Source organism: Herbidospora daliensis, from assembly GCF_001570585.1.
GTDB lineage: Bacteria > Actinomycetota > Actinomycetes > Streptosporangiales > Streptosporangiaceae > Herbidospora > Herbidospora daliensis.
Window position 1 is genome coordinate 224306 of sequence record NZ_BBXF01000004.1, and the last position, 13487, is coordinate 237792.

The following is a 13487-nucleotide window of genomic DNA, read 5'->3' on the forward strand; positions in this document are numbered from 1 at the left end:
TGGGTGCGGGTCACCCGATTCAGCTTAGGGACAATCTCCTGTTCCCCGGGTCGAGTCTCCCATATCTACCAGAACGGCCATTGCGGCATTCCGCCCATTGAGGGCGATCACACTGCCCCCCGGATGGGTCGCCGCGCCGCACAGATAGACCCCGTCCATGGGCGTACGGGGGGTCAGCCGCCGGTCCCACATCTGGTCGGGCCGCACCTCCCCCTGGAAGATGTGGCCCCCGGTCAGCCCCACGCGGGCCTCGATGTCGGGCGGCCCGAGCACCTCGTAGTCGACCAGGCAGTCGGCGAAGTCGGGGGCGTACCGGCCGATGAGGTCGATGAACTGGCGGGCCACCTCGTCGCGCCGGGCCTCCCAGCCGCCTTTGAGCCCGTAGGGGGCGTACTGCCCGAAGACGCTCATCAGGCCGTCCTGTACGTAGATCTCCCCGAACCCCACCGCCGGTTCGCCGGCCTGGCAGCGTTCGAAGGCGCGCTGGGCCTCGTCGAGGCCGGTCGTCACGTCGACCACGCCGTCGGCCATGAAGGTCTGGCCGGGGGCGGCCGTCCAGGAGGGCAGACGGCTCAGGGCGGCGTTGAACTTGACGACCGGGCTGCGCACGTCCCATTCGGCGATCCGCAGGCGGTAGTCGTCCGGCGCGTCGACCATGGTCATCAGGCGCTTGGGGTCGGCGTTGGAGACGACCCGGCCGGCGGCGATGAAGGTGCCGTCGTCGAGGCACACCCCCTCGCCCGGGAGCACCCGCGCCACCGGCACCCCGGCCGCCAGCACCGCCCCGGCCTCGCGGGCGGCGTCGGCGATGGCGAAGCTCACCATGCCCATGCCGCCCTTCACGTAGCCCCAGACCGCGCCGACGCCGTCGAGCTCGCCGATGAAGTGCATCAGCTTGACGGCCGCGGTGCCGGGGTCGCGCGGCCCGGCGTAGGTGCCGATGATCCCCTGGCCGAACAGGGCGTCCTTCAGGCGCTGGTCGGTGACGAAGTCGTCGATCACGTCGGCGATCGAGGCGTGGAACAGGACGTCGGACATATAGGTGTCGCCCAGGATCTCGCCGAGCTCCTCGCGGGAGGGCGAGTCGCCGGCCCAGGTGTCCCTGGCGCCCTTGCGGAGTTTGATCCGCATGCGGTCGAACAGGTCCTCGTAGGCGAAGTAGCCGTCGATCTCCTTCTGCGGCAGCCCGAGGTCGGTCAGGGCCCGGACCGTGCGGTCGTGGTCGAGCCACTGGGCGAAGGCGGTGCCGTCGTCGAAGGGGATCCAGAGCTGCGGGTCGGCGATGGTGAAATCGAGGCCGCGATCTTTCAGGCCGAGCTCGCGGATGACCGTCTCGTCGAGCAGCCCGACGACGTAGGCGCAGGGGCTCACGACGTACCGGGGATCTTCGAACGGGCGTTCCAGGGTGCACGCGCCGCCGAGGCGCTCCCGGGCCTCCAGCACCAGCACCCGTTTGCCCGCCCGTGCCAGGTAGGCGGCGCACGTCAGGCCGTTGTGGCCGCCGCCGACCACGATCACGTCCCAGCGGCGACGCGCCAGGTCTTTGACGGGTTCCGGGAGGCCCACCTGGCCGAGCTGGGCGGCGATCTCGTTCATCCATCAACACTGACTGGATAACCAGTCAAAGCGCAAGGGCCGCCCTTGGGTCTAGCATCGGTCATTCCGGGGTTTTTCCTACGGGGTGCCCAGGAACGACCTACTCGTGCGGCGCGTTGGAGCGGGCGTGGCCTCGATATCCCAGATGATCCGGCGCTTCCTGGAGAAGCCCGGCAGCGTCGACATCGCGCCGTTCGAGCGCACCGTCGCCGCCGCCGGGGCACTCGCCGACCGTGCGCGCGACCTCTCGATCGAGGAGTTGCGCGAGATGGCCGCCGGGAACGTCGGCTCGGCCGAGTTCTGCGCGGCGGTCCGCGAGGTCGCCGACCGGACCCTCGGCGAGCGCCCGTTCGACGTGCAGCTCGTCGGCACGCTCGCCATGTTGTCGGGGAACGTCGTCGAGATGGCCACCGGTGAGGGCAAGACCCTCGCGGGCGCGCTCGCGGCCGCGGGATTCGCGCTGCGGGGCAAGTCGGTGCACGCCATCTCGGTCAACGACTACCTGGCCCGCCGCGACGCCGAGTGGATGGCGCCCTTCTACACCGCGATGAACCTCACGGCCGGCTGGATCGCCGAGGCGTCCACGCCCGAGGAGCGCCGCGCCGCCTACGCCTGCGACATCACCTACGCCAACGTCAGCGAGATCGGCTTCGACCTGCTGCGCGACCGCCTGGCCACCGACCCCGAGGCGACCGTGCAGCCGGTGCCGCAGGTCGCGCTGGTCGACGAGGCCGACTCGGTGCTCGTCGACGAGGCCCGCGTGCCGCTCGTGCTGGCCGGGGCCACCGACGCGGGCGCGGCGGTGCCCGAGATGGCCGCGCTGGTCCGCCGCCTGTCGCGCGGCTACCACTTCGAGCTCGACGACGAGGGCCGCAACGTCTTCCTGACCGCCAAGGGCACCGACACCGTCGAGAGCGCCCTGGGCATCTCCCTGTACGACCACCCCGGCACCGTCACCGAGGTCAACCTCGCCCTCCACGCCCACGCGCTGCTGGTGCGCGACGTCGACTACATCGTGCGCGACGGCCGGGTCCAGCTCGTGAACCCCTCGCGCGGCCGGGTCGCCCAGCTCCAGCGCTGGCCCGACGGCCTCCAGGCGGCGGTGGAGGCCAAGGAGAAGCTGGCCCCCTCCGACACCGGCGAGATCCTCGACTCGATCACCATCCAGGGCCTGCTGACGCGCTACCCCGAGATCTGCGGCATGACCGGCACCGCCGTCGCGGTCGGCGAGAACCTGCGCGAGTTCTACAAGCTCAAGGTCGCGGTGATCGCCCCCAACCGGCCGTGCGTCCGCGAGGACGAGCCCGACCGCATCTACCCGTCGCTGATCGACAAGGAGATCGCGCTGGCCGACGAGATCGTCGCCCAGCACAAGACGGGCCGGCCGATCCTGATCGGTACGCTCGACGTCGCCGAGTCGGAGTCGCTCGACAAGGAGCTGCGCTCGCGGGGCCTCGAACCGGTCGTGCTGAACGCCAAGAACGACGCCGAGGAGGCGGCCATCATCGCCCGCGCGGGCGAGCTGGGCGCGCTGACGGTGTCGACCCAGATGGCCGGGCGCGGCACCGACATCCGCCTCGGCTCCCCCGAGGTCGCCGAGCTGGGCGGCCTGCTGGTCATCGGCACCGGCCGCCATCCGTCGAGCCGCCTCGACGACCAGCTGCGCGGCCGGTCGGGCCGCCAGGGCGACCCCGGCCGGTCGGTGTTCTTCGTCAGCGGCGAGGACGACCTGCTCAAGGCCTACCTGCCGGAGGAGACCCTGCCGAAGGCCGAGAAGGACGGCCGCATCCGCGACAAGCAGGCCGCCTACCTGGTCGGCCACGCCCAGCGCATCGCCGAGGGCGTCAACACCGAGATCCACCGCAACACCTGGCGCTACACCCGCGTCCTGGAGGAGCAGCGGACCCGGCTGCTCGACCACCGCGACCGCATCCTCTACGGCGACGCGGGCGCCGAGGCCCTGCGCGAGGCCCGTCCCGAGCGTTACCGGGAGCTGGTCGAGCAGGCGTCGGAGGAGGCCGTCGCCACGGCGGCCCGCCAGATCGTGCTGTTCCACCTCGACCGCTGCTGGACCGACCACCTCGGCTACTTCGCCGACCTGCGCGAGGGCATCCACCTGCGCGCCCTGGGGCGGCTCAGCCCGATCGACGAGTTCAACCGGGAGGCGCTCCCGGCGTACCGGAAACTGCTCGAAGAGATCGAGAAGCGCTCGACGGCGAGCTTCGACTCCCTCGACCTGTCCGCGCCGCTGGCCGAGCAGGGCATGAAGCGGCCGTCGGCGACCTGGACCTATCTGGTGTCGGAGAACCCGTTCGGCAGCGACTGGGACCGGGTGCTGCGCCGGGTGTCCTCGGCGCTGCGCGGCCGCAAGAAGGGCTAGCCCCGGCCGGAACGGCCGTGGAACACCGGCGGAACGCCGAACGGGTGTGACGTTCCATTCTCGAAGATGGACCCGCCCGCTGGCCGTGGTGGCCGCAGGCGTGCTGATGCTCCTGATGTCGGGCCGGGCCCTGGCCCAGCCCGACCCCGGGCCGGAACAGTCGATCGTCGGCGGGACGGTGTCCCCCTGGTCGGCCTACCCCTACGTCGTCCGGCTCTCCAACGGGTGCACCGCCACCCTGATCTCGCCGACGGCGGTGCTCACCGCCCAGCACTGCGTCGACGGCTACGGGCCGCTGAGCGCCCACTTCAGCAACGGCGGATCGTCGCCGTCGCCCGTCTACTCGGCGATGCCGGGCTTCGACCCCGACGAGCCCTGGGTCTACGACCTGGCGATCCTGTCGGTCGACCCGGCGGCGACCGTGGGGGTGACCCCGGTCCAGGTGGGGTCGCCGTGGAACCCGCAGATCTACCGGCCGGGGGTGCCGGCCACCATCGCGGGCATCGGCGCGACCGCCCCGAGCGGCGCCGGCTCCGGTGTGCTCCGGGCCGCCGACGTGCCCATCCTCAGCGACGACGCGATGGACGACGTCTACAACCCCTGGTACTGGTTCGACGACTGGATCGAGCACCTGATGATCGGCGCGGGCGGCTCGGCCCGGACGACCTGCTCGGGTGACAGCGGCGGCCCCCTGGCGGTCTGGGACCACGCCCGCGGCCGGGTCGTGCAGGTCGGCGTGACGTCCTGGGGACACGAGGACTGCAACAGGCCCACCGCGTTCATGGAGCTGGCGGGGCCGAACCTGGCGTGGCTGGCGTCCATGCAGCCGTCGGTCATGTACGCCTGGGGCCCCTGCACCACGCCCGCCGGGGAGACCGGCGTGCCCGACGTGGGCTGGGGCCAGACCTACGCCGGCGGGCCGAGCGAGAACGGCATCCCCTGGCGGCTGCGCTGCGTCGCGCCGCCGACCGGCCCGCTGCCGCCCGCGCCGGTCCCCGACCCGGAGGACGACCCGCCGCCCCCGCCGGACTGCCACTGGAACCTGAACGGCGGCAAGCCCGTCTCCGCGCCCTCCGCCCGGCACTGCCCCGACTAGCGGCCGGCGCCCGCCCGCGCCGACAGGCCGACGAGCTGGTTGACCAGGCCCTCGCGCAGCCCGGCCGCGAACATCTCGGCGGCCGGGGGCACGCCCATCTCGGCCGACACCCGGGCCACGGTCTCCGATGGGGTCGCGTAGGGCCACAACCCGGCGGTGACGACGAAGACGGCCCCCGCGAAGTGGCCGACCTGCGGCTTGGCCAGATGGGGCAACGCGGCGCCGACCGCCAGCGCGAGGCGGTCGGTGTTGGCGCTCGCCCGGCGTTTGAACTCGCGGGCGTAGTCGAGCGGCATGTTGCGTTCGAGCACCGAGGCCATCGCGGCGACCAGCTCGCACAGGCCCGGGTCGGCGACGACCGCCTCGGCGACCTGGGCGGCGACACGCTCCTCCTGGACGTAGCCGCCGCCCGGCTCCCCCGGGTCGAGGACGAGGCGGTCGAGCCAGGCGCGCCAGGTCTCGTCGAGCACCTCCAGGAAGATCACCTCCCGGCTGCCGAAGTAGCGCAGCACGTTGGACTTGGCCAGCCCGACCGTCGCGCTCAGCTCGTTGAGGCTGATCTCGGCCAGGGGGCGCTCGCGCAGCAGGTCGCGGGCGACGCCGAGGATCGCGGCGCGGCGCGCCTCCACCTGTTCCGGCTTGCGCGCCCGCTGGAAGTCCACCTGATCGACTTTATAGCAGACCGCCGGTCTCTTGCTAACAGACCGGCGGTCTCTTAATCTGGTCGGCATGTACGCAGTCATCACCGGAGCCAACTCCGGCATCGGATACGGCCTGGCCCGGCGCTTCGTCCGCGAGGGCGCCGAGGTCGTCATGGCCGTCAGGAACGGCGACAGGGGCCGCGCGGCGGCCGGCCGGATCACAGACGAGTTCCCCCGGGCGAAGGTGCGGGTCGAGCTCGTCGACCTGGCCGACCTGGGGTCGGTCGCGGCGCTGGCCGGGCGGCTGCTGGCCGAGGGGCGGCCGGTCGACCGGCTCGTCAACAACGCGGGCATCATGACCCCGCCGGTCCGCGACGAGACGAAGGACGGCTTCGAGCTGCAGTTCGGCGCCAACTACCTGGGCCACTTCGCGCTGACCCTGCCGCTCCTGCCGCTGCTGCGCGGCGGGCGGGTGACGACGATGAGCAGCCTGACCAACCGGTGGGGGCGGCTCGACTTCGACGACCTGCAGAGCACCCGGAACTACACGCCCCGCATCGCCTACGGCACCTCGAAGCTCGCCAACCTGATGTTCGCGCAGGAGCTCGACCGCCGCTCGCGCCGCAACGGCTGGGGGGTGCTGAGCAACGCCGCCCATCCCGGCGCGACCAAGACCAACCTGCAGGTCACCGGGCCCACCCACGGGGCCTCGGGGCTGCGCACCCGGCTGGTGGGCGTGGTCAACGCGGTGAGTTACCGCATCCCCGGCATGTGGCAGGAGGTCGACGGCGGGATCCTGCCCGCCTGGTACGCCGCGACGAGCCCCGACGCCACCGGCGGCGGCTACTACGGGCCGGGCGGCTTCGGCGAGCTGACCGGCCCGGCGAAGGCGGCCCGGGTGCCGGGAAAGGCGCTGCGCGAAGGCGACGCCGAACGGCTCTGGCTCGTCTCGGAAAGGCTCACCGGAGTGGTCGCGTGAAAAGGGCCCGGCCGTTCACCGGCCGGGCCCTTTATCGTTCAGGGGTATTTACCGCCACGCGGTGAAGTGCCACTTGTTCGGGGTCGAGTAGGTGCACGACGACACATTCCACCCGGCCGCCTTCACGGCGGACCGCCAGTAATTGCAGTTACCCGAGTCGGGGTAACCGCCGTAGAACTTGCTTTCCGCGTGGGCGGTTCCTGACATGGAGAAAACCGCTCCGGCGATGGCGAGACCGACGAACGCCCTTTTCAGAACTTTCATGGTGTTGCCTTTCCTGTGGCTCCGCGGGGAATTGCCGCTACACCGGTCATCCTCAACCGGAGATCACCCGCACGCAAGGCCGCCGAGACGCTGGAACGCGCCATTGGCAGAAATAGGCAAATCGCCGAAGCGATTCGAGCAGCTCGAAATTCACCGCGAATTCAGCGCCGGAACGCGAGACGATCCGCGCCCCCTGGGAGACGGGGCGCGGATCGCCGTTCGGGGCCCGCTTCTTCCTTATGCCCCGGTCTTCTCGTGCCTGCCCTTCCTGGCCTGGACGATCAGGAAACGCAGACCGACCGCGACCAGCGCGCAGGCCACCAGCCCGGAGGCGAGGACCGGCACGGGCGTCTCCGGCCGCGGGGTCGTGGTGTCGGCGGCCACGTGGCTCGCCGACGGGATGGCGATGGTCTTCGGCTTCGCCGCCGGCGAGGCGACGGCCTTCTTCTCGGGGACGGCCTTCTGCGGGGCGACCGCATGAGGGACCGCCTTCTGGGGGGCGACCGGCTGCGCCGCGATGGGCGCCTCGTCGGGCATGCAGTTGACGTCCTGGACGTCCGACTGCTTGAACGTGACGGGCGGGGCCTCGTCGGTGCCGCTGCGGGAGTTGTACGCGCCCGACGCGAACGGCTCAGGCGCGCCCTTCTTGCCGAGGCCGTCGCCCCACTTGGTGATGACGTAGTCGATGTCGATGTGGCCGGCGCCGCCGTTGCCCTCGACGGTCAGGCTGCCGTCGTTCCAGGTGCCGCCGGTGAGCTCGGCGAAGGTCTTGCCGTCGAGGTCGAGCATGACGCCGTTGCTCGACGGCGAGCCCGGCCCTCGGTCGCCGACGAAGAAGGGGGCCTTCCTGCCGTCGTGCATGACGTAACCTTCGGTGCCCATGGGCCAGCTCGGACTGGCCGCCAGTCCTTTCTGCATGGGCTTGCCCGACGCGGGGGCGCCGGTGTCTCCGTTGCGGCCCGAACCGTCGTCCCAGAAGTAGGACGCGGTGGTCGAGCCTTCGTACACGGGATGGACCACCAGGTCCGGCACGCCATACCCGGAGAAATCGGACGTGGACCGGGTCACCCGCTGGACCGAGCCGTTGAGGGCCTCGATCGTGGTGACTTTGCCGTCGGCGGTCTTCTCGACGACGCCGACCTGGCCGTGGTGCTTGAGGAAGGCGATCGCGCCGGGCTGGGGCTCCGAGGTCCAGGCGCTCTTGGACTTGAACCACTCGGCGTGGTCGGTGGAGGCGGCGAAGCTGCCGACCTGCTTCAGCACCCCGGCCGACTGGCCGGCGTACGAGACGAACGTGTCGCACCAGGGGGCGGAGGCGAGGGCGGGGTCTTTGCCCTCGCTATACCAGGCGCCGTACTTGCTCTGCGTACCCTCCTGCGCGCGGTAGCCCAGTTCCTGCCGGGCCGCGGCGAGCAGCGAGTCTGTGATGGGGGAAATGGGGGAATCTCCTTTGGTCACATCGAAGTAACCGGACATTAGGCCCCATTTACGACAGACCGTAAGAGAACACGACAAAACTTTGCCGTTGGTTTACTGATCGTCCTGGAAGGAAGAGGGGGTCCAGCCTCAACGAAGGGACCTCCCATGACGACCACGGAGACGGTCGGCGGCGCCGCCCGCAGGGCCGTACAGCACCCGCTGCTCGACAGGCTGGCGAAGGTCGGATTCGCCGCCCGCGGCGTCCTCTACGCGCTGATCGGACTGGTCGCGCTACAGATCGCCTTCGGCGGGTCCAGCGGGGAAGAAGCCGACAAGTCAGGCGCGATCCACATGGTGGCGGCACAGCCCTTCGGCTCCGTGCTGCTCTGGATCATGGCCGTCGGCCTGGCAGGCCTGGCGATCTGGCAGGTCGGCGAGGCGATCTGGGGCGACCCGAAGATGCGCGCCCGCGTCGAGTCGGTCGCCCGAGCCGTGGTGTACGCCGCCCTGGTGTTCTCCATCACCAGCCTCCTGCTCAAGGGCAAGGAGGCGACCAGCACCGACTCGCAGTCGCAGGACGCCACCCGCGCCCTGTTCGAACTGCCCGGCGGCCAGTTCCTGGTCGGCCTGTTCGCGCTCGGCATCATCGCCCTCGGCGTCTACTGGATCCACGAGGGCTGGACCGAGAAGTTCATGCGCGACATGCACGTGACCGAGCCGAAGGCCCGCACGACGGTGGTCCGCCTCGGCAAGGCCGGCTACATCGCCCGCGGCATCGTCGCCATCGCGGCCGGCGTGCTGGTCGGCCAGGCCGCGATCACCTACGACCCCGACAAGGCGGCCGGCATCGACGACGCCCTGAAGTCCCTCTCGGACACCCCGATGGGCCCCTGGCTCCTCGCGGCCGTGGCGATCGGCCTGATCCTGTTCGCCGCCTACTGCTTCGCCGAGAGCCGCTGGCACCGCACCTGATCCAGGGCGCGGAGAAAGGGGCCTCCCGACCGGCCGGCGGGAGGCCCCTTTCGCTTGTGTCAGACCTCGACGGCGGTCTCCTCCTTGGCCTCGGGGACCGCCTCGGGGGTGCGTCCACGCCAGAGCCCGAAGCCCGCCAGGACCACCGCGGCGAAGACGTAGCCCAGCGCGATCTGGCCGCCGACGTTCCAGCCGACCTTCTCCGCGTGCACCAGCCCGATGAACGACAACAGCGCGCCGAACAGCGCGTACCCGGCCGCCCAGTAGAAGTTGCGGTCGATGATGAACGCGACGACCGCGCCCAGCACCAGGCCCGCCAGGATCGCGCCGCCGCCCAGCAGCACCGTGCCGTGGTAGACCGTCCCGGCCGCCGCGATCTGGTCGGGCGTCACCGCCACGCCGGAGGCGGCGATGACGTTGTTCATCTGGGTGGCGGCCCAGGACGCGATGTTCGGGATGATCGCCATCACCACGGCGACCGCGTGGACACGCGGCACCTCCTGGAACGCCTGGGCGCCGATCAGCAGGCCGATGTAGAGCAGGATCGGCACGATCGCCGGGGTCGGCAGCAGCGTCGCCAAAACGCTGAACAGGCCGAGGAAGCAGAACAGCGCGATCACGACGCCGCTGGCCATCGAGTAGGCCGTGCGGCCGCCGGCCGCCTTCCAGCCCGGGTGGCCGATGTAGACGGCGGGCGGGAACGGCGAGCCCAGGGCCGAGCCGACCACCGCGCCGGCGCCGTCGGCGATCAGGACCGCCCGCAGGTTGTACGTGTCACCGGCGACGGCGGCCGACTCGACGTTGGCCATGCCCTCGGTGAAGTTGTAGATGCCCAGCGGGATGGCCGTCGCCAGCAGCGGCGCGACCTCGCTCAGCCCGTTGACCAGCAGGTCGAGTTTGAGCGTCGGCAACCCGACCGCGATGTCGCTGACCGCCGCGCCGACGGCCGCGGGCTCCATGTAGCCGCCGATCCAGCCGATGGCCGAGCCGACGAGCAGCGCCGCCAGCCCGATCGGGATGTTCCCGGGCAGCTTCAGGTCGGTGAAGAAGCCGACCAGGATGATGACCAGCACCGGCAGCGCGATCCAGAGCGCCTCCCACATCTGCGCGGCCGGGCGCATCGAGATGAACGCGATCGAGATGCCGGCCAGGGTGCCGAGCATGGCCGCCTGCGGGGTGTACTTCCTGATCACCGGGCCGATGAACGCGCCCAGCAGCACGATCAGGCCGATGATGAAGCACCAGGCGAGCCCGGCCTGCCAGGCGGCGATCGGGTCCTTGGTCGCGAGGTACGTCGGCAGCATGATCACGAACACGACGATGAACATGTGCGGGACCGACGGACCGTAGGGCATCGCGCAGACGTCGAGGCGGTTCTCCTTCTTCGCCAGCCGTCTGGCCAGGTAGGTGTAGTAGACGTTGCCGATCAGCAGCTGGATGCCGAGGGCCGGGAGGATCACGCCGTACACGTCGCCCTCGGAGATGTGCACCACGCCGACGCACAGGGCCGTCAGGGTCAGCACGTTGACCAGGACGTTGAAGCCCAGGCCGAAGAAGGCGTTGGTGTCGCCGGGCACCCACCGGGGCACCTTCACCGGCTCTGTGGTGGACGTCATCTCACATCACCTCGATGAGCTTGTCGGAGGGCGTGACCCAGCCGAAAATGCCGCCCTGCGCGGCGATCATGGCGAGTCCCGCTTCCTGGAACTCGTCGAAGTACGACCCGACGCAGTCGGACACGACGAGGCACTCGAAGCCCCGGTCGTTGGCCTCCCGCACGGTCGTGTGCACGCAGACCTCGGTCGTGACGCCGGTCACGATCAGCGAGGTCACGCCGTGGCCGGCGAGCAGCTCGCCGAGGTTCGTGGCGTAGAACGAACCCTTGCCGGGTTTGTCGATCACCGGCTCGTCGCCGAGGGGCTTGAGGTCGTCGACGATGTCGTGACCGTACTCACCCCTGATCAGGATCCGGCCCTTCGGGCCGGGATCCCCGATGCGCATCGACGGCGCGCCGCGGTTGCGCTTCGCGGGCGGGCAGTCGGACAGGTCGGGCAGATGGCCCTCCCGCGTGTGGACGACCAGCAGCCCCGCCGCGCGGGCCGCGCCCAGCAGCCGGACCAGCGGCGGGATGACCTTCCGCAACTTGCCGACGTCGTTCCCGAGGGTCTCTCCGAAACCGCCGGGCTCGACGAAGTCGCGCTGCATGTCGATGACGAGCAGCGCGGTTGACTCGGGATCGAACGTGAACGAATAGGGGGACGCGTCGACAGTGGGCACGCCGGCTCCTTGGTGATTCCAGGGCCGGTACGTCCCCCGACGCCAGACCGGCCGGACGGTCCATTCGTCGATTGTCGACAGAATATGTATCCGCTGCCGCCGCGCCGCGTTAACGGCCGGTTACCCGATATACGTCCGGGCGCCGTGGGAGGCGAGGGCGGCCAGCACGGTCGGCGCGTCCTGGCTCACGACGGCGTCGAGCAGCTTGCGGTGCCGGCGCACCCCGTCGCCCGGGTCGCCGACGTGCTCGACCTCGCGCCGCAGGTTGGCGGCCATGTAGAGCTGGAGCTTGCGGATGACGGGCCGGTAGGCGAGCAGCAGCTGACGCTGCCCGGCCAGCGCGACCATCGCGATGTGGAACCGGCAGTGGGCGTCGTTCTCCTCGCGGAGGTCGCCCTTGCGGGCGGCGACGTCCATGGCGTGCAGCGCGTCTTCGAGCTCGCCCACGTGGGTGCCCTCGGCCAGGGGGGTGGAGAGCGCGACGGCGTACTGTTCGAGCACGTCGCGCAGCCCGAACAGCTCGTCGACGTCGCGTTCGGACAACTGCGCCACCCGGACCCCGCGCCGGGGCAGGTGCTCCACGAGCCCCTGCTCGTCGAGCAGGCGCAGCGCCTCGCGCAGCGGCGCCCGGCTGATGCCGAAGCGCCGCGTGAGCTGCTCCTCGATCAGGCGCTCCCCCGGCTGGAGCGCACCACTCAGGATGTCCTCGCGGAGCTGGTTCATCGACAGCTCGACGAGGCTGGTCGCTTCGAGCACGCCCACCTCCTCAGACCCCAACTCTGGCAGATCATGCGCTTCTCCGGGCAGACCTTCCCACCAGCCCAAAAAGGCACTTCTGTACCATTAGAAGTGCCTTTGGGGGAGGTAAAGCGTGATAACACGAGTAATTACCATAATGGGGCTTTTGTCGACTCCAGCGTCGGCACCCGCGGCCACACCGGCACCGCCACCCGCGCCCTCGGCGCCCGCGCCCGCGCCGATTCCCGCGCCCACGCCGGCACCCGCACCGGCACCGGATCCGGCGGCCGTGACCACGCCGGATCTGGAGCCCATCGGCGACCCGCTCAGATTCCTCACCTTCAACGTCTGCGGCGGCCTGTGCGAGAACGGTTTCTCGCTGCGGTCGTGGACGTCGTCCCTGCTGCGCGAGACCAAGGACGCCGACGCCTTCTTCCTCCAGGAACTGTGCGGCCGGCAGTTCGACGCCCTCCGCAACCGGCTTTCCGGCCGGTACCACGCCGAATACGTGGTGACCGTGCGCAAGAACAGGTCATGCCGCCGGAATTGGGGCGACCGCCGTTTCGGCATCGCGGTGTTCGTGAAAGGCCCGGCGTTCGCCCGCGCGGTCTGGGCACTGCCGAACCCGCACCGCGACGAACCCCGCGCCCTGCTGTGCGTGGACGCCGTCCTCGCCCACCGGCCGACCCGCCTGTGCACCACACACGTCGACTACAAGGGCCACAACCGGGAGATGCACGTCAACTACATCGACGCGGTCGTCCGGGGCTGGACCGGCCCGCTCGTCATCGGCGGCGACCTCAACCTCAGCCCCGGCACCCTGCCGATCCGCAACCTCTACCGCCGCCTCCACGAGATCGACCCCAGGGCCCGGGTGACCTTCCCCGAACAGGACCTGAAGATCGACTACATCCTGCTGAGCGGCCACTTCTCCCACTTCACGGCGAGCGGCGGCGGCTGGCGCCCCTGGTTGTCCGACCACCGCGTACTCCGGGGGTCGGCCCGCGCCCAGGACATGTGAATACTTGCTCAGACGTTTGATCGAGGTGCGAACCGTCGATAACTCTCCGTAACCATCATCGTTCAGACGGAGGGGACATCGATGAACGACCACCCGCATCACGA

General features: G+C 70.5%; 12 protein-coding genes. 5 read left to right on the forward strand and 7 right to left on the reverse strand.

Going from position 1 to position 13487, the window contains the following annotated elements; genetic code table 11:
• Positions 1 to 24 precede the first annotated feature (24 nt).
• Positions 25 to 1596 (reverse strand): phytoene desaturase family protein, encoded by a 1572-nt coding sequence (locus AW274_RS42675; RefSeq protein WP_062435403.1) that lies wholly within the window; start codon positions 1594 to 1596, stop codon positions 25 to 27.
• 145 nt (positions 1597 to 1741) lie between these two features.
• Here AW274_RS42675 and secA2 point away from each other — a divergent pair, with 145 nt between their 5' ends.
• Positions 1742 to 3976 carry an accessory Sec system translocase SecA2 gene (gene secA2, locus AW274_RS21365; protein WP_062435406.1) on the forward strand — a complete coding sequence of 745 codons (2235 nt, stop codon included), beginning with the start codon at positions 1742 to 1744 and terminating at the stop codon, positions 3974 to 3976.
• Between the two features lie 106 nt (positions 3977 to 4082).
• Complete coding sequence (locus AW274_RS21370; protein WP_232320268.1) at positions 4083 to 5072, forward strand: S1 family peptidase; 990 nt, start codon at positions 4083 to 4085, stop codon at positions 5070 to 5072.
• Here the strand turns inward: AW274_RS21370 and AW274_RS21375 are convergent.
• The gene (locus tag AW274_RS21375; protein WP_062435412.1) at positions 5069 to 5734 is read right to left on the reverse strand and encodes a TetR/AcrR family transcriptional regulator; all 666 of its coding nucleotides are present in this window, start codon (positions 5732 to 5734) and stop codon (positions 5069 to 5071) included. The genes AW274_RS21370 and AW274_RS21375 overlap by 4 nt on opposite strands.
• Before the next feature lie 67 nt (positions 5735 to 5801).
• Between AW274_RS21375 and AW274_RS21380 the strand changes: the two genes are divergently transcribed.
• The gene (locus tag AW274_RS21380; RefSeq protein ID WP_062435415.1) at positions 5802 to 6692 is read left to right on the forward strand and encodes an SDR family oxidoreductase; all 891 of its coding nucleotides are present in this window, start codon (positions 5802 to 5804) and stop codon (positions 6690 to 6692) included.
• Between the two features lie 48 nt (positions 6693 to 6740).
• On the opposite strand, the gene AW274_RS21385 is transcribed toward AW274_RS21380, so the two are convergent.
• Positions 6741 to 6956, reverse strand: a complete 216-nt coding sequence (locus AW274_RS21385; protein WP_062435419.1) for a hypothetical protein — start codon at positions 6954 to 6956, stop codon at positions 6741 to 6743.
• 237 nt (positions 6957 to 7193) lie between these two features.
• Positions 7194 to 8414 (reverse strand): CHAP domain-containing protein, encoded by a 1221-nt coding sequence (locus AW274_RS43155; RefSeq protein WP_439648779.1) that lies wholly within the window; start codon positions 8412 to 8414, stop codon positions 7194 to 7196.
• 126 nt (positions 8415 to 8540) lie between these two features.
• Here AW274_RS43155 and AW274_RS21395 point away from each other — a divergent pair, with 126 nt between their 5' ends.
• Entirely contained in the window at positions 8541 to 9347 is an 807-nt protein-coding gene (locus AW274_RS21395) for a DUF1206 domain-containing protein (RefSeq protein WP_062435422.1), read from the forward strand.
• 59 nt (positions 9348 to 9406) lie between these two features.
• Here the strand turns inward: AW274_RS21395 and AW274_RS21400 are convergent, their stop codons facing one another.
• The 3 genes from AW274_RS21400 to AW274_RS21410 all read right to left on the reverse strand — a co-directional run bounded on the left by AW274_RS21400 (position 9407) and on the right by AW274_RS21410 (position 12380).
• Entirely contained in the window at positions 9407 to 10963 is a 1557-nt protein-coding gene (locus AW274_RS21400; RefSeq protein WP_062435424.1) for a hypothetical protein, read from the reverse strand.
• Between the two features lies 1 nt (position 10964).
• The gene (locus AW274_RS21405; protein ID WP_062435426.1) at positions 10965 to 11624 is read right to left on the reverse strand and encodes a cysteine hydrolase family protein; all 660 of its coding nucleotides are present in this window, start codon (positions 11622 to 11624) and stop codon (positions 10965 to 10967) included.
• A gap of 120 nt (positions 11625 to 11744) precedes the next feature.
• Positions 11745 to 12380: a GntR family transcriptional regulator gene (locus tag AW274_RS21410; protein WP_198169346.1), complete on the reverse strand. Its 636-nt coding sequence runs from the start codon at positions 12378 to 12380 to the stop codon at positions 11745 to 11747.
• 271 nt (positions 12381 to 12651) lie between these two features.
• On the opposite strand from AW274_RS21410, the gene AW274_RS21415 reads away from it, so the two are divergent.
• The gene (locus AW274_RS21415; protein WP_062435429.1) at positions 12652 to 13383 is read left to right on the forward strand and encodes an endonuclease/exonuclease/phosphatase family protein; all 732 of its coding nucleotides are present in this window, start codon (positions 12652 to 12654) and stop codon (positions 13381 to 13383) included.
• Positions 13384 to 13487 lie beyond the last annotated feature (104 nt).

Coding starts and splice junctions, on each gene's coding strand:
- AW274_RS42675 (WP_062435403.1), bottom strand. CDS start 1,596: ATGAACGAGATCGCCGCCCAGCTCGGCCAGGTGGGCCTCCCGGAACCC.
- secA2 (WP_062435406.1), top strand. CDS start 1,742: ATGATCCGGCGCTTCCTGGAGAAGCCCGGCAGCGTCGACATCGCGCCG.
- AW274_RS21370 (WP_232320268.1), top strand. CDS start 4,083: ATGCTCCTGATGTCGGGCCGGGCCCTGGCCCAGCCCGACCCCGGGCCG.
- AW274_RS21380 (WP_062435415.1), top strand. CDS start 5,802: ATGTACGCAGTCATCACCGGAGCCAACTCCGGCATCGGATACGGCCTG.
- AW274_RS21385 (WP_062435419.1), bottom strand. CDS start 6,956: ATGAAAGTTCTGAAAAGGGCGTTCGTCGGTCTCGCCATCGCCGGAGCG.
- AW274_RS21395 (WP_062435422.1), top strand. CDS start 8,541: ATGACGACCACGGAGACGGTCGGCGGCGCCGCCCGCAGGGCCGTACAG.
- AW274_RS21400 (WP_062435424.1), bottom strand. CDS start 10,963: ATGACGTCCACCACAGAGCCGGTGAAGGTGCCCCGGTGGGTGCCCGGC.